Below are 17780 nucleotides of genomic sequence, written 5' to 3'. Positions count from 1 at the left end.
TTCGTGCTTTCCGTGTATTCCGTGGCGCTGTTGAAAATAAAAGACCCGCGCAAGCGCGGGTCCTTGGGGTGCCGGATCGGTATGCCGGTTCAGATGAACAGGCAGACGTCGGACTCGCGCGCCACCGGCAGGAAGTAGGTGGCGCCGACATAATCCAGGCCGTCGATGAACTCGTCCTGGCTGAAGCCGAACACGTCCACCGTCATCTGACAGGCGGACATCTTCACGTCGGCCTCGATGCACAGCTCACGCAGTTCCTCGACCGTAGCCACGCCCTTGTTCTTGAAGGTCTTCTTCATCAGGGAGGTGGCGACCTTCTCGAATCCCGGGATGCCGGCCATGATCAGGTTCGGCATCGGCCAGGTGAAGTTCTGGAACCACTTGGGTCCGAAGGGCATCTTCATCGGCATGGCCGGATTGCCCAGCGGGCTGACCTCGGAGGGGATCTCCTTCTTCAGCAGCAGCAGGCCGTAGAAGGTGAAGAAGATATGGGTGTCCCAGCCCAGCGCCGCGGCAGTGGAGGCCAGGATGAAGGGCGGGTAGGCCCAGTCCAGGGTCCCCTTGGTGGCGATCAGCGCCATGCTCGGGGTCTTGTTCTGCTCGATGGCCTCCAGTTTCTGCGGCAGCAGCTCGTCGAGTTTCTCGCTCAGCCACTGGTCCATCTGTTCGTTGGGGGTTGTATCCGACATGCTGTGCTCCTCCTCGCCGCACCGTGAGTGCGTGGAAATGGGTTGTTCCGGGCTGCGCCGCTACACATGATTTAATAATATAATTGCGGCGCCCGTTCATCCGCGCTGCAGCGGGCGCGGCTGGGCCGGCCCGGCGCATGACAACGAATGATGGAATATATGCGGACCCCGGGGCCGAGTCAATCCGCGAATCCCTGACCCGCAATGCCGGTTCAGCACTGCTCCCAGGGCAGGCCGCGGAAGCGCCAGCCGCCGACTGAGCTGCGGTGGTGATTTTCGTCGATTTCACCCTCGAAACCTTCCGCCACGTGGTAGACGTCGGCGATCCCGGCGGCGAGCAGGGCGCGGCCGGCCTCCAGCGAGCGCTTGCCGCTGCGACAGATCAGGATGACCGGTGCGCAGCCGGCGTCCGGCTCCCGGCACACGCCGCCCAGCAGTACCTGGCGCACCTGGGTGACGAAATGCGGGTTGATCACCCAGTCCGGCTCATCGATCCAGGGCACATGCACTGCCCCCACCGGGTGGCCGACGAACAGGAACTCCATGTTGGATCGCACATCGATCAGCACCGCCCGGGGGTTGTGTTCCAGCAGCTCGGCTGCCGCCCGGGCGCTCAGTGCCCTGACCTCTTCCTCACTCATTGCTGTCTCCGCTCAGGCACCGGTTGCGCCGGCCTGGCCGGCGTGGGTTCCGTCCGAGTATAGCGCTGTGTCACTTGCCAGTCGGTATGCATGTCGTTACCTTTCCGCCATGACCGCGATCCGACCTCCCAAATCCCTGCTGCGCCCGGCCGGCCGGGCCATTGCCGACTACCGCATGATTCAGGACGGGGACCGCATCCTGCTGGGCCTGTCGGGCGGGAAGGACTCCCTGTCGCTGCTGCATATCCTGATGCATCTGCAACGCCATGCCCCGATCCGCTTCGAGCTGGGGGCCATGACCGTGGACCCCGAGGTCGAGGGGTTCGAGCCGGCCCGGCTCAAGCCCTATCTGGCCGAACTGGGTGTACCCTATCACTTTCGCGCCGAACCCATCATGGAGCGGGCGCTGGATCACATGGGCAAGGACTCCTACTGCAGCTGGTGTGCGCGCATGAAGCGCGGGACCATGTACACCACCGCCCGCCAGGAGGGCTACAACGTGCTGGCGCTGGGTCAGCACCTGGATGATCTGGCCGAGAGTTTTCTGATGTCGGCCTTTCACGGCGGCCGGTTGCAGACCATGAAGGCGCATTACCGCAACGATGACGGCGACCTGCGCATCATCCGGCCGCTGGTCTATGCGCGCGAGCGTCAGCTGGCCGACTTCGCCGCCAGTGCCGGCCTGCCGGTGATCAAGGACAACTGTCCGGCCTGCTTCCGCATGCCGACCCAGCGCGCTCACATGAAGGCGCTGCTGGTTCAGGAGGAATCCCACAACAGTCAGCTTTTTAAGACGCTTCTCAGCAGTATGCGCCCACTCATGGATAACGATTCACATAAAAATATTTACGAATTCCCATTTACAGGCAAAAAATCGGCAAACGCCTGATATGTCCCGTCAGATATTACGATTTTCTATATAAAGTGGGATTTGAAGCCATTATTCGATGCGCTATTACCTGATCCGGGGTCTTGTCTGGGCGTCATCCCGGCTGCCGCTGCGGGTCAGCCAGGCCCTGGGCGGGGCCATCGGGAGTCTGCTCTACTGGATACCCAATCCGCTGCGCCGGGATGCCCGCGACAATCTCGCCCGCTGTCTGCCCGAACTCGCGCCGGCCCGACGGCGGCGGATCCTGCGGCGCAGCCTGATCGAGACCGGCAAGGCCGCCCTGGAGGCAGGTTACCTCTGGTCACTGACCCCGGCGCGGGCCCGGGCCCTGCTGGTGGGACTGGAGGGCCGCGAGGCGGTGGATGCGGCCGTGGCCGCCGGCCGGGGGGTGATCATCGCCGCCCCGCATCTGGGCAGCTGGGAGATGGCGGGGCAGATCGGCGGTCTGGAATGGGGCATCTGGAACCTGTACCGGCCGCTGCGCATCCCGCGGCTGGAGCCGCTGCTGCAGGCCGGGCGCACCCGCCTGGGCGGCCGGTTGGTGCGGGCCGATGTCGGAGGGGTGAAACAGTTGCTCACCGTCCTGCGCCATGGGGAGGTGGTGGGGATCCTGCCGGATCAGGATCCTGGTCCCGGCCATGGGGTGATGGCGCCCTTTTTCGGTGTACCCGCCAACACCATGCACCTGTTGCCGCGCCTGGTCCGCAGGACCGGGGCCGCTGTCTTCATCGCCTGGTGCGAGCGCCTGCCCCGGGCGCGGGGTTACCATGTACGCATCCGGCCGCTGCCGCCGGCGGTTGCCGACCCGGATCCGGTGATCGCGGCCACCGCCCTGAACCGGGCGGTGGAGGACTGCGTGCGCGCCCTGCCGGAGCAGTACCAGTGGAGTTACCGGCGCTTCAAGGGCGACGGCCGGACACAGGGGTGACCCGATACGGAGGAGAGGAGATGTCGGTTGCCGTCAAACGTGCCTACGACCCGCCGGCGGCGGGCGATGGTTACCGGGTGCTCGTCGATCGCCTCTGGCCGCGGGGTCTGTCCCGCGAGCAGTTGCAGATCGACGAGTGGCTCAGGGAGACGGCCCCATCCGAGGAACTGCGCCGGGGCCTGCATGGCGGTGAACTGGGATGGGGCGAATTCCGCCGGGCCTATCTGGCCGAACTCAAGGCTCACCGTGATGCCCTGCGGCGGCTGGCGGCTGCCGCCCGGCAGGACCGATTGACACTGGTCTTCGGGGCCCGTGACGCGGCGCACAACAACGCCGTGGTGCTGATGCAGTATCTGAAGATGCTGGGGGCGGACTGAAGCTCAGTGTTGGTGATCGCCGGTGGTGTCACGGCGTTCGTAGCCCGGGAAGCGGTGTTTCGCATATACGGCATGACAGCCCGCGCAGCTGTCGAGCATGCGGCCGAAATAGAACCGGACCAGCTCGCCATCACGGCGTTCGGCGGCCTGGGCCAGCTTGCCGGCATGTTCATGCAGCCGCCGGTCGAGATACTTGAAGCTGGTCGGCAGGGACTGGACCAGGGTTTCGCGTTCGGCCTGCGACAGGCGCTGATTGAGGATGTAGCTGCCTTCGATCAGGTGGCCGGTCTCAATGATCCGTTCCCAGTCCGCCTTGACGATGGCCTCGGGCAGCACGGTCATTCCGTCATTGACCGCAATCATCTCGTCAACCAGGGCCTGCTGCAGTTTCGGGGGCAGTTGCAGCGGTGCCGCTGCGCCCTGCGGTGATCCGGCCAGTGCGACGGGCGATCCGGCCAGCAGCAGCCACAGTCCCAGAACCGTCCCGATAACGCTTGTGCCTTGCATCGTGTGTCCTCGCAGTTGCTGAACCTGAGAAGGCTTCATTCGACCTGGACGAGCGTCTCGAGATCCAGTTGCTGGACCGCGCCGATTGCCGCTTCCAGTGCGCCCTCTGCACACAGCCCGCTGGTCGCTGCGTCCTGGTAGCCCCGGCGCATGGCCTGGATACAGGCCATGCGGACCGCTTCGGCCAGTTGCAGCCTGGTTGGATCCTGATGGGAGTCAGTGTCCATAGCGCCTGTATTACAGCACATCGCCGGGATCCCTGCCAAAGCCGGGGTGCCCGGCTAATGCGTGAGTTTGAGGCCCACCCGGGTGATGGTCTCGCCCTCCATTTCCCGCACTACCAGTTCGAGGTTGCCCAGCGGCAGGCGGTCCCCGACCACGGGCCGGCGCTTGAAGGCGCGGGCAAGCACCTCGGCCAGGCTGGAATCGCGGCTGTCCGCGGGCACCTCGACGCCGTAGACGCCGGCCACATCCCCGAGGGTGGCGTGCCCGTCGAGGACGAATTCGCCGAAGAAGCGCGACTCGCGCAGGTGCTCGGGCACCTTATCGGTGGTCAGCAGCTTGTCCAGCGCCTCGACATCCTCGCTGCGAGCGAGCAGCAGCAGATGGTCGCCCACGGCGAGCCGGACCGCCTCGCAGCCGGCGATGACCGCGTGGTCACGGATCAGGCCGGCCACGCCGACCCCCGGAGGCACGCGCAGGGTGGCCGGGGTCTCGCCCAGCGCCGGGCTGTCTTCGCTCAGTACATAGACCACCATTTCGTAGTCGAGCTGACCGGGCAGGTCCAGCTCCAGCCGCCGGTGCCAGCCCGGGGTGGTCGGCACCTCCAGGCCCAGCCGGCGGGCCAGCGGGGCCAGGGTCCAGCCCTGCAGTATCAGCGAGACCAGCACCACGAAGAAGGCGACATTGAAATAGCGCTGGGCGTTGGGCAGATCGGCCAGCAGCGGGAACAGGGCCAGGATGATCGGCACCGCGCCGCGCAGACCCACCCAGCCGACGAAGATCTGTTCACGCAGCGGGAAGCCGAAGGGCAGCAGGCTGATGAACACGGCCAGCGGCCGGGCGATGAGGATCAGCGCCAGCGCGACCGCCAGCGCCGGCAGCGCCACCGCCAGCAGGGCGCTGGGGGTGACCAGCAGGCCCAGCATCAGGAACATGCCGATCTGCGCCAGCCAGGCGATGCCGTCGTGGAAGCGCTGGATGCCGAGATTGGCCTGCAGCGGCCGGTTGCCCAGCACCAGGCCGGCGACATACACGGCGAGAAAGCCGCTGCCGCCGAGATTCAGGGTGCCGGAGAAGATCACCAGGGCCCCGGCCAGGGCCAGCAGTGGATACAGGCTGGTGGCCAGCGGCAGCCGGTTGATTACATACACCAGCAACCGGCCGCCGCCGTAGCCCAGCACCAGCCCGAGGCCCATCTGCTGCACCAGCATGACCAGCACACCGCTGTCCAGTCGGGTCGCCCCGGCGGCGACCAGTTCCACCAGCGCCAGGGTGAGAAAGATCGCCATGGGGTCGTTGGCGCCGGACTCGATCTCCAGCGTGGCACTGACGCGTTCCTTGAGCCGCAGGCCCTGGGCATGCAGCAGGCCGAACACGGCCGCGGCATCGGTGGAGCCGACGATGGCGCCGAGCAGCAGGCCCTGCAGCCAGTTCAACTCGAACACCAGGCTGGCGACCAGCCCGGTGACGGCGGCAGTGATGATCACCCCCAGCGTGGCCAGACTGAGCGCCGGGCGCAGGCCGACCCGGAAGGTCGTCGCGCGCGTGCCCAGGCCGCCATCGAACAGGATGATGGCCAGTGCGACCGAGCCGATCAGATAGGCGGCCTGGTAATTGTCGAATTCCAGCGCCCCGGGTCCCTCCGCGCCGGCCAGCATCCCCAGCGCCAGGAACACCAGCAACAGCGGCATCCCCACGCGGCGGGAGGGCACGCTGACCAGGATACTGATCAGCAGCAGCGCGGCGGCGACGAGGATCAGCTGATTGACAATGTCCATAGGGGAGACTGCTCGGATGCGGGTGCGGTCTGGTAAGCTTGCCGGTCATTATGCCAGCCTCGGACCCCACTACCCAGAATTCACCCGGCAATGCCCGCGCCCGCAACTGGCGCGAGGCGCTGCATGTCTACACCCGGCCGCAGGTGGTGGCGCTGGCCTTCCTCGGTTTCTCCGCCGGGCTGCCGTTTCTGCTGGTGTTCTCCACCCTGACCGCCTGGCTGGCACAGGCCCAGGTCGAGCGCAGTGTGATCGGGTTTTTCGCCTGGGTCGGCATCACCTATTCCATCAAGGTGATCTGGGCCCCGGTGGTGGACCGGCTGCGCTTTCCCCTGCTCTCGCGGCTGCTCGGTCAGCGTCGCGGCTGGATGCTCGCCGCCCAGCTCGGCATCGGCGGCGGACTGGTGGCGATGGCACTGACCGACCCGTCCGCACAGCTGGCGCTGTTCGCCGGCATCGCCCTGTTCATCGCCTTCTGCTCGGCCACCCAGGACATCACCATCGACGCCTACCGCATCGAGGCGGCGCCCGATGCCCACCAGGGGGCGCTGGCCGCCGCCTACGTATTCGGCTACCGGGTGGCCACCCTGGCCTCGGGCGCCGGCGCGCTGTATCTGGCCGGCCACCATTCCTGGATGCTGAGCTATCTGGTCATGGCCGGTCTGATGCTGGTGGGCGTGATCACCACCCTGCTGATCCGCGAGCCGGCGCACGTGCGCCACGATCGGGTAGGCGAGATCGAGGCCGGCATCAGCCAGGCCCTGCACATCGACCGCATGCCTGCGGGCACGGCGCGGCGCATCGCCGCCTGGTTCGCGCGCGCCGTGATCGGACCCTTCGTGGAATTCTTTACCCGCACCGGCTGGTACGGGGCGGTGATCCTGCTGTTGATTGCCATATTCGCATCCGCGGAAACTCAGCATGGGGGAGATGGCCCAATCAATTCATCTGGATTGGGCCTACACGCTGATCAGATAGCCGCCATCGAAAAAAGGTGTTAGGCTTAGCATTGACCCTGCTAGGTTGAAATGCTGGCGGACTGGAGTGGTGGTGCGCTTCGGGGTGATGTGGAAGCTTTGTTTTTTCTCCGGCCGCGCGCGACCTGTTGGGGGCACCACCTGCTGTTTTCGCTGCTGGCGGTGTTGTCCGAGCCCACCCCGTCCCTGCTGGCCGTGGTGATCAGTGCCGACAACCTGGGCGCGGGTTTCGCCACCTCGGCCTTCATCGCCTATCTCTCCAGCCTCACCCACCGCGCCTATACCGCCACCCAGTATGCCCGTTCAGTTCACTGATGACCTGCCGGAGACCTCTCCCCTCGTCCCTCAATAGATCATAAGCGGCTTCTCCGGGGACTGGTGGCGGCGCCTAGTGTGGTTCTTTTCTTTTTTTTTCTCTACACCACCGGACTGGGTTATTACCCACCATCCTGCTGGCGCTGTTCGTGATCCGCCACGGCGAGGTGCTGGCACGGCAGTTCAAACGGCGTTCCCCGGAAAACATTTAAACCGCAAAGGCGTCAAAGGCGCGCGAAGGGAGATTAAAAGCGTAGGTCGGGTTAGCCCGCAGGGTGTAACCCGACGCCACTGCGGTATTGTCGGGTTACGTGCGCTAACCGACCTAGGCGGTTTTATCCTTGCAGGCGTTGAGGAAAGACGCATCTCCTTGGCGGCCTGCATGTCGCCTTTTTTCTCCCGCTGCAGCGTGCCTTTCCTCGTAGACGGCGATGGCGACCTGATCAGTCGGCGGCCTCCTCCCCAGCCCGAGCTTTTCAGCGGCGGAGTTGCCGGGATCCTGCTCACAACGGCGGGCGCAGATGCTTCCGCCGCCCGGGGGCGTGCGTCGCCGGCCTTGCCGTACGTATTCCAGCCCCAGCGAACATAACGCAGCCGTGGGCGTTCCTGGCCGTCGGCCAGCCATCTTTTCGACGTTGTCGATCAGCTCATGATTGGCTCCCGAATTCGCTGCAAACGGCTAATATCGATAGGGTCTGCATATATAGGGCCGGGGATAAGCGCAGCGTTCCCAGGAGCAAATCCGGCCGCCCGATGCCGGGAAACGGGCCCCGTGTCCCTCGTCGGCCAACGGTTGGGTTATCGGCGCCTCTTTCTCCTACAGAACACCGGCGACAGCCAGCACCAGTACGGAGAAGATTTCCAGTCGGCCGAAGCAGATGGCGGGCCGCACCAAGAACCCACTTGGCCGGTATCGTTGATGTCGCCGTATGCTGGTCCGACCCTCGCCCAGGCCGGGGCCGAGATGGTTGATAAAGCGGCCACGGCGGAGAAGGCAGAGTGACCTGGTCCAGTCCGTGGCCCATCAGGATCGCATCACTCACGGCGAACACGGCCACGTAGGTGGCGAACGAAGATTCCCCACACCCGAATTGACAACGGCCATCGGACAGCGGCTTCTTGTTGATCTTGACCGGCACCTGGGCGTTGGGGTGGACCGCTTGGTGATCTCGCGCACGCCCCTGCTGAGCAGCACAGGCAACGGATCACCTTCATGCCGCCGGCGGTGAAGCCGGGCGCAGCCGCGCTGAGCTGGTCGAACCAACCAGCAAGCAACGGACAGCAAAAACCGGGCCAGTTGTGATTACTGCGCGGTGGTGGTGGAAGCCTGGCTTGATGAAGCGGTGGTGGTGCCGATGTGGGACCACTGGACACAGGCAACCCGTGATGCAGTGGACTCGCCCAAGCTGCCGAATGTGCCGGGTGATATAGAGATAGGTTACGCAGATGAACGCAACGTGATCAGCGGATGCTGAGATAGGTGCGTACATCCGGAGTCGCGAACAATAGGGCCCCAGGCTGCTGAGCGCACGCCACAGAACCGTGAAATTGCAGTCGAAGTTTGAACCGCGACAGCAGCAATGAAGACCACGCGATCATCTCGATCCGCTCTTCGCTCTGGAAATAGCCCATGCTCGATCGTGAGTGGACGAAGCCGCCGATGGCACGGTCGAGAAGATGTGGGCAAAATGGCGTCGGAAGCCGTTCATTGCCGGCCCAGCCAGTATGTCCGGCCAGGGCCGCAGGCGATGGTCAGGCTCTGAGATTGAGATTAGGATGTTCCCACCGGGCTTGGGCGGTCTCGGCGATGGCGGGTGAGCTTGTTGTCCTTCATCGGTACCGGGGGTTTCGGCCCGGTTAGGGTAGAGCTGCATTCGCGCCCGATGCCGAGCATGGGCAGCACGGCCACCGCCAGCACGATGATATGATGCCCCATGCCGCCCAAGGCCATTGCAGCTGCTGGCGGAGGACGGATCGAATGGGGGCCCCAGCTGGTCGATGGCCGGTCAGCAATGTGGCGCGGTGGTGGTCCGTCCCGACAGCGATTCGAACACCGATCTGTGAGGCCATGGCCGGATCGGGAAGAGGAGATACCGCGGCAGCGCGCCGACCCCACCCAGCACCACCAGAACAGGGCACGATCAGGAAGCCGTTCGCGGCAAGGCGCAGTCGCGACGGTGGGCGGCGTACCGGCCAACACCACGATGATTAACGAGGCGGTGAGCCGTAAGAGCACGGAAGCCCTCAGGAAGGGGGCGAGTGCGCAGTTCGCGGTTAGATGAGTGCCCCCGCGCCGGCGTTCGGCACAACAGGGTGGGCTTGAAGATCACCAGCAACAGGCCGAGGATGCGCTTGATGGTGGTCAGGAACAGTGGTGCATGGGCAAGTGCCGCAATCTGAAGATTCAGAAGGTCACGCCGGACCTGGAACAGGCGCTCTCCTCGGGATGCGGCCCTTGTCCCACCAGAACAGGAGGACGTGATCGCCGTCTCTCGATCAGGGTGTCTGATGGGCGATGATCACCTCCTCGCACACGCCGAGATGGCCCGATGGGTGGTGCCGGGCGGAAGTTTATCTCCTCCGCGTCGGCCCACCACCTTGGAGCTGGAGGCATCGTCGCCGTGTGGCCACGGCCTCGAGGCCTCGGGCCGCCGCCGCGGCGCAGCGATGCAAAAACAACAAAGACAACAACAAACAAAACAAAAAAACGGCCACCACGAGCCCGCGGCGCACATGGGTGAGCAGGCTGTGCCTAGGGTGGGCATGCTGGGGCGAGAGCGCAATGTCGATTACGACGCTGTGAACCAGATCCACGTAGGCGGCGCGGTTGATCAGCGACATCACCTTGCCCGCGCCCCAGCCGTTTGGCCGCATGGAGTAGAAGATATTGGACTCCTCGTCCGTTGGTCAGGGCGTCAGTAGAATGGTCGGTGGTTCTCGATGTTCTCCTCCAGCAGCAGTTCCTCGTCCGCGGCATCGCCCCAGAGCACGATGGTCTTGTTCAGTTCCTCGGACAACTGCCGGGCCCGCTCCTGGCGCGGCGCTCGATGATATTGATCCTGGTAGCGGTGCTCCAGGCTGGCCGCCAGGGGCCGCGGTCGCGGCGCACGATGTGGCCGCCGCCGGCCAGGATGATGCGCTTTTTTTGTGACCGTCGTGTCCAGGGTCGCGAGTTCGGCTCATCACGGCCGCGGATGTTCCTCGGTGCGGCGACGAAGAATATCTCGTCGAGGATTCGATCACGGTATGCCCTCGGGGAATCAGCGGCTGGCGCGGCGGAGATGGCCGCACCCGGCATCGATCCGGGGCAATGTGATCGCGCAGATCACGCAGCTCGTGCCCGAACACAGGCGGGCCGCCCGCCCCGCCCGTACCGCCACCCAGCTTGCCACCCCGCCGCCGGCGCAAATCCCGTACCTGCAGCGCGCCAGGGTTATGGATAGTACGTAGACGTAATCGGTGAACGCTGCTCCGGGCTGATCAGCACGTCGATGGGCAGGGCCTCCTGGGAGAACAGGCGCGGCTCGTTGAGAAAGGCGAGGGCACGCACGCGGGCGATCTTGGTGGGCGTGTGGAACAGGGTGTAGGCAACCTGGCAGCCGACCATATTGACCTCGTCGTGTTGGTCACGGCGATGATCATGTCGGCGTCATCCGGCCCGGCCGCGAGCCGCCGCACGTCGGGGTGGGCGCCGTGGCCGGCCCAGTGACGGCCGATGGTTCGAGCCGGTCGCGCAGAATCGCGCAGCCTGGTCGGCGTCCTGCGTCGATCATGGAGATGTCGTTGTACTCGACTGGCCCGGTTATCGGCCACCGAGGCGCCCGACCTTGCCGGCGCCGAGGATGATGATCTTTCATGGTCGAGGCTCCCGTTCAGGTCAGGATCTGGGAAAGGGAAACAACGCACCGTCTCAAACCGCCTTTCTTCACAAACTTTTCCGATGCCCAGCGGGTTCCTTGAGCTTGCGGTAAGGCGGGGCGCCCCATGCCCACCCGGGTGGCCAGCCTGCCACGCTGCGCGGCCTCCTGCAGCTGGTGTTCAGGTAGCTCTTCTCGCCACTGCTTCGCGCGCCTCGCGCAGCGGCAGCCGAACCAGGGAGCTGTCTACTGGCCGGTATCGCGGTTAATCAGTGTGCATGCAGGGCGGACTCGACTTCATCGAGGGTGATTTCCTCGCCGCTGCCGAGGATGAGCAGGCGCTGGACCAGGTTCTTGAGCTCACGCACATTGCCCGGCCAGCTGTAGTTGCGCAGCCGGTTCTGGGCGGCCCAGCGCGACACCGTGCCGGTAGGTCAGGGCTGCGACGACGAAGAACGGTGACCGTAGTAATTGAGCAGTTCGGGCACGTCCTCGCAGTGTTCGGCCAGGCGCGGGATCTGGATCGGCACCACGTTGAGGTGGTAGTAGAGATCCTCGCGAAAGCGCCCGGTGGCCACGGCCTGATCGAGGTCATGCCGGGTGGCGGCGACGATACGCACGTCCAGGCGCACGGGTTCGGTGCCGCCGACCCGGGTGACGTGCGGGTCTACAGCGCGCTCAGAGCCGAGCTGGGTCTGCTCGTCCAGTCGGCACTGTCACGATGTACAGGGTCCGCCGCGGTCGGGGCCGCTCGAAGCGGCCGTAATGGACCCGCTCCTCGTCCTCGTGCCGAACAAGTCCATGGGCGAGTGCTGCGACAAGCGAAACCCACGCTGACCTCGACCAAGCCGGTCCGGCAGCGCGGGCTGTTGTGGTGCAGGAAATGCGCGCACGGGTCTTCTTGCCGCTGCGGTTCCCCTTGAACCGCACCGCCGGTGTCTTGGCGGCGACCTTGCGCAACCTGCTCGCGCAGCGCTGCAGGCTGTCCGCTGCGCCGACCGGCTCCGGTACCACCGGCCGCTGAGCTTGAGGTCGACCCACTTGCGGGCGAGCTTGTCGGCCTCCAGCGCGCGCTCGACCACCAGCAGCAGCTTGGCCAGCGAGATGGGCTTTTCGATGAAGTCGTAGGCGCCGAGCCGGGTGGCCTCGACCGCGGTCTTCGACCGTGCCGTGGCCGGAGATTATGATTCACCGGGCAGGGCGTCGCCCCCTCGGCCCATTCGGCGCAGCAGGAGATGATGCCCGTCGATGTCCTCCACCAGGAGTCGAGCAGGATTCAAGGTCCGGACGATGGGTGCGGCGCTGGCGCCGGGCGGCGGCGCACTGTCGGCGATACTGAATTCGCACCCTTCCTATTACAGTTGATCTCCTGGAATAAGGGCTACGATATCTGTTCATCGTAGACGACAAGGATTAAAACATGGGATGAGGCATTGGCTTGGGCTGCGCGCGTTGTTATTGCCGGGCCGATTCCGGTTCCCGGTCCCAGAGTATAACCACTTGACTGCGGCCGCTGACTATTGCCGGAAGCCTTGAGGCCGGTTGGAGTGGCGCAGATGTAGCGCACATGGCTCGCCGTCGTCACGGTTGCCGGGGCCTGCATAGTGGCCGCCGTGTTCCTCGACCGATCTTCTTGACGATGGGCCCGGACCCAGGCCGTGCCCTTTCTCTTGGTGGTGCCATAGGGCTCGACACAGTGTCGCTGGACCTCGTCCGGAAGCCCGGGCCCGTTGTCGCATTACCCACAGCTCGGCATTAGGGCGTGTCCTGCTCGATCCGGCAGCGGGTCTAGAGAACGGAACCTGGCCGGGCTGCCGTTTGCGATGGCTCATGGGGTTCTTGATCAGGTTGTGCAGCAGCTGCGCGCAGCCGGTTGCGGGTCGCCCTCGATCCAGGGGTTCGGCCGGATCCAGATAGTCTGCAGTTCCCCATTGGGTTGCATGCCGCCGGTACAGATCGGCCCGTATCCCTGACCAGTTTCGTTGAGTGCCAGTGGGCGCAGTTCCAGCTTTTTTTTTCCGGGGCGCGGGCGTAATCGGGAAAAGGCGTTGACCATTTCCTCATGGATTCGACTGGTGGGATGATGGTGTGGGTGGCACGGTCCAAGAACCCTCGCCCTCGGAGACCTCCATGCCGGGCAGATCCCGGCGCCGCAGCCGTTCGGCCCGAGCCGCTGGATCGGGGGCGCGGATTCTTGCCTCGTGCGCCAGGCGCCGCGCACTCGACCATGCGGCATCGCGCTGGGCCTGGATCAGGGCGGTGACATCATTCGATACAGCACTGGCCGCCGGGGCGCCAGCCGTCGCCGGGCAGGCGGGCCCGCGGACCGATCCAATACCTGGCGGCCGTGGGGCCGAAACAGGGCTGAGCTGATCGGTCCAGTGGGGCCGCGGCGGTTCTCGGTGACGCTCGATGTCTCTGCAGCGGCACCCGGACGGGGTGTGCGGCCACAGCGGCCGACATCGGCTCGCCGCCGAGCGCTGAGCGGATGCCGCGGATGGTTTTCCTGCGGCCGTATTCACGGTACGGATGCGCTGTTCCGGCGACAGGCTGATCACGCCCGAGGACAGGCTGCCGAGCAGGGTTTCCAGGTAGGTGCGCTGGCCCTCGACCTCGAGCTGGCTGCGCCGCGCATGGTCGCGGGCCATGGCCAGACGCCGGGTCATCATGTTGAAGGAACGTACCAGGAAGCCCAGCTCGTCATCGCTGGTCGAGGGCAGTCGCCGGCTGTAATCGCCGTCGGCCACCGCCCGGGTGCCCTCGGCGATGTTGCGGATGGGGGCGACCAGCTTGCGCGCGGCATAGAAGCCGGCCCATACCGCCGACAGCAGACTCAGTACCAGCACCACCGACAGGGTCAGAGTATAACTGTATTTGAGCGGCGTGCGCAGATAGGCCAGCTCGCGGTAGCGCGCATAGGCCGCCTGCACCTCCTCGGCCTGGGTGTTGAGGCGCTCGGGAATAGGATACAGGGCCTGCAGGATGCGCTGCTCGGAGGTCGGCGTGGCCAGCGGCACCGGCACCACGGCGCGGATGTGCAGCCCCCCGTCACCGGTGGGGTCCAGGCCGACGTAGGAGGCCCCGCGGCGCAGCTGCAGCAGTACGGCATCGCCGGGCCGGTCGGGCACGATGCTGGTCGATTCCAGCCCGCTGGAGGCGATGATGCGCCCGTTGTGGCTGAGCAGGGTCAGCTCCACCGCGCCGGAGCGTACCCGCAGGTCGAACAGGCTGAGCGGGGCCAGCGGCGAGGGCACCTCGGTGAGTTTCCCGCGGCCAGCTGCTCGGTGGTGCGCAGCCGGTCGCGCATGCGCACATCGAAGGCCGACTGGCTCAGCTCCAGCGCGCTCTCCAGCGAGTTCTCGATCTCGACATTGAACCAGGTGTCGATCCCGCGCTGCAGGAACTGCAGCGAAAAGTAATAGACCACGCTGACCGGAGCGAGCGCCAGGATCACGAATATCCAGACCATGCGCGAGGTCAGGCGCGCCCCGGGGGCGCCGGCGCGGACCTGGCGGATCAGCCAGTACAGGTTGCGCCCGATCAGGCCGAGCAGGACCAGCAGTCCGGCGGCATTGGTCAGCAGCAGCCAGGAATACAGGCGGCCGAAGCGTTCGGAGTTGTGGGTGGCATCGCTCATGAACGACAGCGACACCAGCAGCAGCGCGAACAGCAGCAGCATCGGCCACATGCCGCCGGAGAAGCGTTTCAGGGCTGAATCGGCCATGGATACCAGTCGCTGCCCAGCTGCCAGTCGGAGGTGACGTAGGCCCAGACCCGCAGCGGCGTGGGCAGTGCCTCCACGTCCAGTGCCACCCGCAGCTGGCCGTAATAGTCCTGGCCGGGTTCGAGCAGACTGCGGTCGAGCACCGGCAGGGCCTGCACCTGCCCCAGGCTGTACAGTGCGCCTTCCAGTGAGGAGAAGCTGGCGCGCACGCCGGTGTTGAGCCGCTGGACGACGTAGCGCTCGCTCAGGGCGTGGTAGCTGAGGCGGTAGCGCTGGCGCAGCCGCGCGACCACCCGGTCCCAGACATAATTCCGCGGTTCCAGTACCTCGATCTGCAGCATGAGCACCAGTGGCACGCCGCTTTGCAGTGCGGTGCGGGCCTCCTCGCTCAGGGTGAAGCTCATGCGGGCATCGAGCAGCAGCACGTCGCGGTCCCAGTGCGGCTCGACCGATTCGACCTCGAAGGCCGGCGCCGGCGTGGCGGCCAGTGCCAGCCAGCCCAGCAGCAGCCAGCCCGGGAGCCGGGTTCGCAGGGGGTCAACAAACAGGCTCATGCCGCTTCGTCCATCGCCTTCTCCAGACAGGCATAATAAAAGCCATCGGTGGGCGCTTCATCCGCCCGGTTCACAATCGGCAGCAGCTGACGCCCGGCCCCGTCCGCGCGGCCCCAGTCGACGGCGATGGGCACCGCCCGGGCCGTGGGGCAGCGTTCGAGAAAGGCGCCTACCTGCAGCGCGTTCTCCGCGCGCAGCACCGAGCAGGTGACATAGAGCAGACGCCCGCCGGGGCGCAGCAGCGGCCAGACGGCCTCCAGCAGCCGGGCCTGCAGCCCGGTCAGGCGGTCGATGTCGCCGGGGCGGCGGTGCAGTTTTATGTCAGGGTGCCGGCGGATGACGCCGGTGGCCGAACAGGGCGCATCCAGCAGGATGCGATCGAAGGGATCATTGTCCCACCAGTCCGCCGGCCGGCCCACGTCACCTTGCACCAGCCGTGCCTGCAGGCGCAAGCGGACCAGGTTGTCGCGCACCCGCTGCAGGCGATCGGGTTCCAGCTCCACCGCTACCAGTTCCCGCAGCCCCGGTTCGGTTTCCAGGATATGGGCGGTCTTGCCGCCGGGGGCGGCGCAGGCGTCCAGCACCCGCTGGCCCGGGGCGAGCTCCAGCAGGGGTGCGGCCAGCTGGGCGGCCCCGTCCTGGACCGAGAAGTCGCCCTCGGCGTAGCCGGGCAGGCTGTCGATGGCCGCGTTCTGTTCCAGCCGGATGCCGTGGCTGGTGTGCGCCAGGGGGGCGGCCTGGATGCCGGCCGCGGCGAGGCGCGCGAGATAGGCGACGCGGTCGCCGTGGCGGGCGTTGACCCGGAGGCTGAGCGGCGGCTGGCGGTTGTTGCCTGCGGCGATGGCTTCCCAGTCCTCCGGCCAGTCCTGCTGCAGGCGCTCCAGCAGCCAGGCCGGGTGACTGTGGCGGGCGGCCGGATCGCCTTCCAGCTGTGCTTCCAGTTCGGTGGCGCGGCGCTGATAACTGCGCAGTACCCCGTTGATCAGTTTCGCCGCCCAGCTCTTGCCCAGGGCGCGGGCGGCCTCGACCGTGGCATGCACCGCGGCATAGGGTTTTACCTCCAGTGCGCTCAGCTGATACAGGCCCAGCAGCAGCAGGCAGTGGATGTCGCGGTCGCGGGGCTTGAGCGGCTGACGCAGCAGTTCGGCGAGGATGGCCTCCAGGCGCTGGTACTGGCGCAGTCCGCCGTAGATGAGTTCATGGGTGAAGCCCCGGTCCTGGCCGGTCAGACCCTCCAACGCAGCCGGCAGCACCTGGCTGAGCGAGGCCCCCTGGCTGACCGCGGCCAGCGCCCGGGCGGCGCGTTCCCGGCTGGAGGCAGCTGCTGTCAAGCGTCCGCCGCCTGGCCGAGGCAGACGCCGTCCAGCGCCTGGGCATGACTGAAATCCCCGGCCGGGATACGCCGCCCGCCGGGCAGCTGCACCTCCAGCAGCCGCAGCACCCCCGCGCCGCAGGCGACATCCACACCGTCGCGGCCGGCGGCCAGGATGCTGCCGGGGTCGCCGTGGCGGCCGTCGGTCTGCAGGCAGGCGGCGCGCCAGATACGCAGGGTCCGGTCGCCGAATGCCGTCTGGGCCACAGGCCAGGGATTGAAGGCATTGACCTGGCGCAGCAGCCGTGGCGCCGGCCGGTTCCAGTCGATGCTGGCCTCGGACTTGTGCAGTTTGGTGGCGTAGCTGGCCCCGGCCTCGTCCTGCGGCTGCGGCTGGATCCGGCCGGCCAGGATGGCCTCGAGCTGCTCGCCCAGCAGCCGGGCGCCGAGCCCGGCCAGGCGGTCGTGCAGGTCGGCGGCGGTGTCGGTGTCACTGATGGGGGTCGTGGCCCGGGCCAGCATGGGGCCGGTGTCGAGGCCGGCGTCCATCTGCATCAGGGTGATGCCGGTCTCGGTGTCGCCGGCCTCGATGGCGCGCTGGATCGGGGCCGCGCCGCGCCAGCGCGGCAGCAGCGAGGCGTGGATGTTCACGCAGCCACGGGTGGGGATGTCCAGCACGGCCCGGGGCAGCAACAGGCCGTAGGCGACCACGACCATCAGCTCGGGCGCATAGTCACGCAACCGATCCAGGGCTGCGGGCGGTTTCAGGCGCGTCGGCTGCTCGACCGGCAGGCCGTGATCCAGCGCCAGCGCCTTCACCGGGCCGGCCTGCAGCCGGCGGCCGCGGCCGGCAGGGCGGTCGGGCTGGGTGTAGACGGCGACGACCTCGTGGTCGCTGTCGATCAGGGTCTGCAGGGGCGGGACGGAGAATTCCGGCGTACCGGCGAAGACTAGCCTCATATGTCAGGGCCCGGCTGTGAGTATGAGGCGATCATTGTAACCGCTCCGGACGC

At 66.4% G+C, this 17780-nt stretch carries 19 protein-coding genes; 6 read left to right on the top strand and 13 right to left on the bottom strand.

The annotated features are described in order from the left end of the window. Nucleotides 1-89: 89 nt before the first annotated feature. Nucleotides 90-581 carry a sulfur carrier protein DsrE2 gene (gene dsrE2 / locus D6C00_RS07745; protein ID WP_170165459.1) on the bottom strand — a complete coding sequence of 164 codons (492 nt, stop codon included), beginning with the start codon at nucleotides 579-581 and terminating at the stop codon, nucleotides 90-92. Nucleotides 582-901: 320 nt separating this feature from the next. After that, entirely contained in the window at nucleotides 902-1330 is a 429-nt protein-coding gene (locus D6C00_RS07740; protein WP_125181189.1) for a rhodanese-like domain-containing protein, read from the bottom strand. 109 nt (nucleotides 1331-1439) lie between these two features. Between D6C00_RS07740 and D6C00_RS07735 the strand changes: the two genes are divergently transcribed. Genes D6C00_RS07735 through D6C00_RS07725 form a run of 3 tightly spaced genes read left to right on the top strand, consistent with a single transcriptional unit; the run spans nucleotide 1440 to nucleotide 3524 of the window. Next, nucleotides 1440-2219 carry a tRNA 2-thiocytidine biosynthesis TtcA family protein gene (locus D6C00_RS07735; RefSeq protein ID WP_125181188.1) on the top strand — a complete coding sequence of 260 codons (780 nt, stop codon included), beginning with the start codon at nucleotides 1440-1442 and terminating at the stop codon, nucleotides 2217-2219. A 58-nt stretch (nucleotides 2220-2277) separates the two neighbouring features. Continuing rightward, on the top strand, nucleotides 2278-3147 hold the full coding sequence (locus D6C00_RS07730; protein WP_125181187.1) for a lysophospholipid acyltransferase family protein: 870 nt from the start codon (nucleotides 2278-2280) through the stop codon (nucleotides 3145-3147). Between the two features lie 20 nt (nucleotides 3148-3167). Further along, a complete protein-coding gene (locus D6C00_RS07725) occupies nucleotides 3168-3524 on the top strand; it encodes a DUF488 domain-containing protein (protein WP_125181186.1) in 357 nt (118 codons plus the stop codon). A gap of 3 nt (nucleotides 3525-3527) precedes the next feature. Here the strand turns inward: D6C00_RS07725 and D6C00_RS07720 are convergent, their stop codons facing one another. The 3 genes from D6C00_RS07720 to D6C00_RS07710 are packed head-to-tail and all read right to left on the bottom strand — an operon-like array spanning nucleotide 3528 to nucleotide 6031. Then, nucleotides 3528-4031, bottom strand: coding sequence for a cytochrome c (locus D6C00_RS07720; protein ID WP_158675356.1), 504 nt, complete (start codon nucleotides 4029-4031; stop codon nucleotides 3528-3530). 35 nt (nucleotides 4032-4066) lie between these two features. Continuing rightward, nucleotides 4067-4258 carry an acetyltransferase gene (locus tag D6C00_RS07715; RefSeq protein ID WP_125181184.1) on the bottom strand — a complete coding sequence of 64 codons (192 nt, stop codon included), beginning with the start codon at nucleotides 4256-4258 and terminating at the stop codon, nucleotides 4067-4069. Nucleotides 4259-4312: 54 nt separating this feature from the next. Further along, entirely contained in the window at nucleotides 4313-6031 is a 1719-nt protein-coding gene (locus D6C00_RS07710) for a potassium/proton antiporter (protein ID WP_125181183.1), read from the bottom strand. 50 nt (nucleotides 6032-6081) lie between these two features. Between D6C00_RS07710 and D6C00_RS07705 the strand changes: the two genes are divergently transcribed. The 3 genes from D6C00_RS07705 (at nucleotide 6082) to D6C00_RS07695 (ending at nucleotide 8323) form a co-directional block, all read left to right on the top strand. Next, nucleotides 6082-7029 carry an MFS transporter gene (locus tag D6C00_RS07705; RefSeq protein WP_125181182.1) on the top strand — a complete coding sequence of 316 codons (948 nt, stop codon included), beginning with the start codon at nucleotides 6082-6084 and terminating at the stop codon, nucleotides 7027-7029. A gap of 66 nt (nucleotides 7030-7095) precedes the next feature. Continuing rightward, entirely contained in the window at nucleotides 7096-7320 is a 225-nt protein-coding gene (locus tag D6C00_RS07700) for a hypothetical protein (RefSeq protein ID WP_125181181.1), read from the top strand. 772 nt (nucleotides 7321-8092) lie between these two features. After that, a complete protein-coding gene (locus tag D6C00_RS07695; protein ID WP_125181180.1) occupies nucleotides 8093-8323 on the top strand; it encodes a hypothetical protein in 231 nt (76 codons plus the stop codon). Between the two features lie 2430 nt (nucleotides 8324-10753). Here the strand turns inward: D6C00_RS07695 and D6C00_RS15635 are convergent. The 8 genes from D6C00_RS15635 to fmt form a co-directional block, all read right to left on the bottom strand. Continuing rightward, nucleotides 10754-10927: a hypothetical protein gene (locus D6C00_RS15635; RefSeq protein WP_177433207.1), complete on the bottom strand. Its 174-nt coding sequence runs from the start codon at nucleotides 10925-10927 to the stop codon at nucleotides 10754-10756. A 519-nt stretch (nucleotides 10928-11446) separates the two neighbouring features. Next, entirely contained in the window at nucleotides 11447-11599 is a 153-nt protein-coding gene (locus D6C00_RS15460; RefSeq protein WP_158675355.1) for a hypothetical protein, read from the bottom strand. A gap of 12 nt (nucleotides 11600-11611) precedes the next feature. After that, complete coding sequence (locus D6C00_RS07680; protein WP_125181179.1) at nucleotides 11612-11884, bottom strand: sigma 54-interacting transcriptional regulator; 273 nt, start codon at nucleotides 11882-11884, stop codon at nucleotides 11612-11614. Between the two features lie 1353 nt (nucleotides 11885-13237). Then, nucleotides 13238-14431 (bottom strand): sensor histidine kinase, encoded by a 1194-nt coding sequence (locus tag D6C00_RS07675; RefSeq protein ID WP_158675353.1) that lies wholly within the window; start codon nucleotides 14429-14431, stop codon nucleotides 13238-13240. Further along, nucleotides 14365-14901, bottom strand: a complete 537-nt coding sequence (locus D6C00_RS15455) for a hypothetical protein (protein WP_158675352.1) — start codon at nucleotides 14899-14901, stop codon at nucleotides 14365-14367. The genes D6C00_RS07675 and D6C00_RS15455 overlap by 67 nt, the downstream gene beginning before the upstream one ends. After that, nucleotides 14883-15455, bottom strand: a complete 573-nt coding sequence (locus D6C00_RS07670) for a DUF4390 domain-containing protein (protein WP_125181177.1) — start codon at nucleotides 15453-15455, stop codon at nucleotides 14883-14885. Before D6C00_RS07670 ends, D6C00_RS15455 begins: the two co-directional genes overlap by 19 nt. Continuing rightward, nucleotides 15452-16786 (bottom strand): 16S rRNA (cytosine(967)-C(5))-methyltransferase RsmB, encoded by a 1335-nt coding sequence (rsmB, locus tag D6C00_RS07665; RefSeq protein ID WP_125181176.1) that lies wholly within the window; start codon nucleotides 16784-16786, stop codon nucleotides 15452-15454. Before rsmB ends, D6C00_RS07670 begins: the two co-directional genes overlap by 4 nt. After that, nucleotides 16783-17727: a methionyl-tRNA formyltransferase gene (gene fmt / locus D6C00_RS07660; RefSeq protein WP_125181175.1), complete on the bottom strand. Its 945-nt coding sequence runs from the start codon at nucleotides 17725-17727 to the stop codon at nucleotides 16783-16785. Before fmt ends, rsmB begins: the two co-directional genes overlap by 4 nt. Between the last annotated feature and the right edge of the window lie 53 nt (nucleotides 17728-17780).

The organism is Thiohalobacter thiocyanaticus, assembly GCF_003932505.1.
Taxonomy (GTDB): domain Bacteria; phylum Pseudomonadota; class Gammaproteobacteria; order Thiohalobacterales; family Thiohalobacteraceae; genus Thiohalobacter; species Thiohalobacter thiocyanaticus.
The sequence above is the reverse complement of the archived record's forward strand: the minus strand, read 5'-3'. Positions and strand labels throughout refer to the sequence as shown.

Coding starts and splice junctions, on each gene's coding strand:
- dsrE2 (WP_170165459.1), bottom strand. CDS start 581: ATGGCGCTGATCGCCACCAAGGGGACCCTGGACTGGGCCTACCCGCCC.
- D6C00_RS07740 (WP_125181189.1), bottom strand. CDS start 1,330: ATGAGTGAGGAAGAGGTCAGGGCACTGAGCGCCCGGGCGGCAGCCGAG.
- D6C00_RS07735 (WP_125181188.1), top strand. CDS start 1,440: ATGACCGCGATCCGACCTCCCAAATCCCTGCTGCGCCCGGCCGGCCGG.
- D6C00_RS07730 (WP_125181187.1), top strand. CDS start 2,278: ATGCGCTATTACCTGATCCGGGGTCTTGTCTGGGCGTCATCCCGGCTG.
- D6C00_RS07725 (WP_125181186.1), top strand. CDS start 3,168: ATGTCGGTTGCCGTCAAACGTGCCTACGACCCGCCGGCGGCGGGCGAT.
- D6C00_RS07720 (WP_158675356.1), bottom strand. CDS start 4,031: ATGCAAGGCACAAGCGTTATCGGGACGGTTCTGGGACTGTGGCTGCTG.
- D6C00_RS07715 (WP_125181184.1), bottom strand. CDS start 4,258: ATGGACACTGACTCCCATCAGGATCCAACCAGGCTGCAACTGGCCGAA.
- D6C00_RS07710 (WP_125181183.1), bottom strand. CDS start 6,031: ATGGACATTGTCAATCAGCTGATCCTCGTCGCCGCCGCGCTGCTGCTG.
- D6C00_RS07705 (WP_125181182.1), top strand. CDS start 6,082: ATGCCAGCCTCGGACCCCACTACCCAGAATTCACCCGGCAATGCCCGC.
- D6C00_RS15635 (WP_177433207.1), bottom strand. CDS start 10,927: ATGGTCGGCTGCCAGGTTGCCTACACCCTGTTCCACACGCCCACCAAG.
- D6C00_RS15455 (WP_158675352.1), bottom strand. CDS start 14,901: ATGGCCGATTCAGCCCTGAAACGCTTCTCCGGCGGCATGTGGCCGATG.
- D6C00_RS07670 (WP_125181177.1), bottom strand. CDS start 15,455: ATGAGCCTGTTTGTTGACCCCCTGCGAACCCGGCTCCCGGGCTGGCTG.
- fmt (WP_125181175.1), bottom strand. CDS start 17,727: ATGAGGCTAGTCTTCGCCGGTACGCCGGAATTCTCCGTCCCGCCCCTG.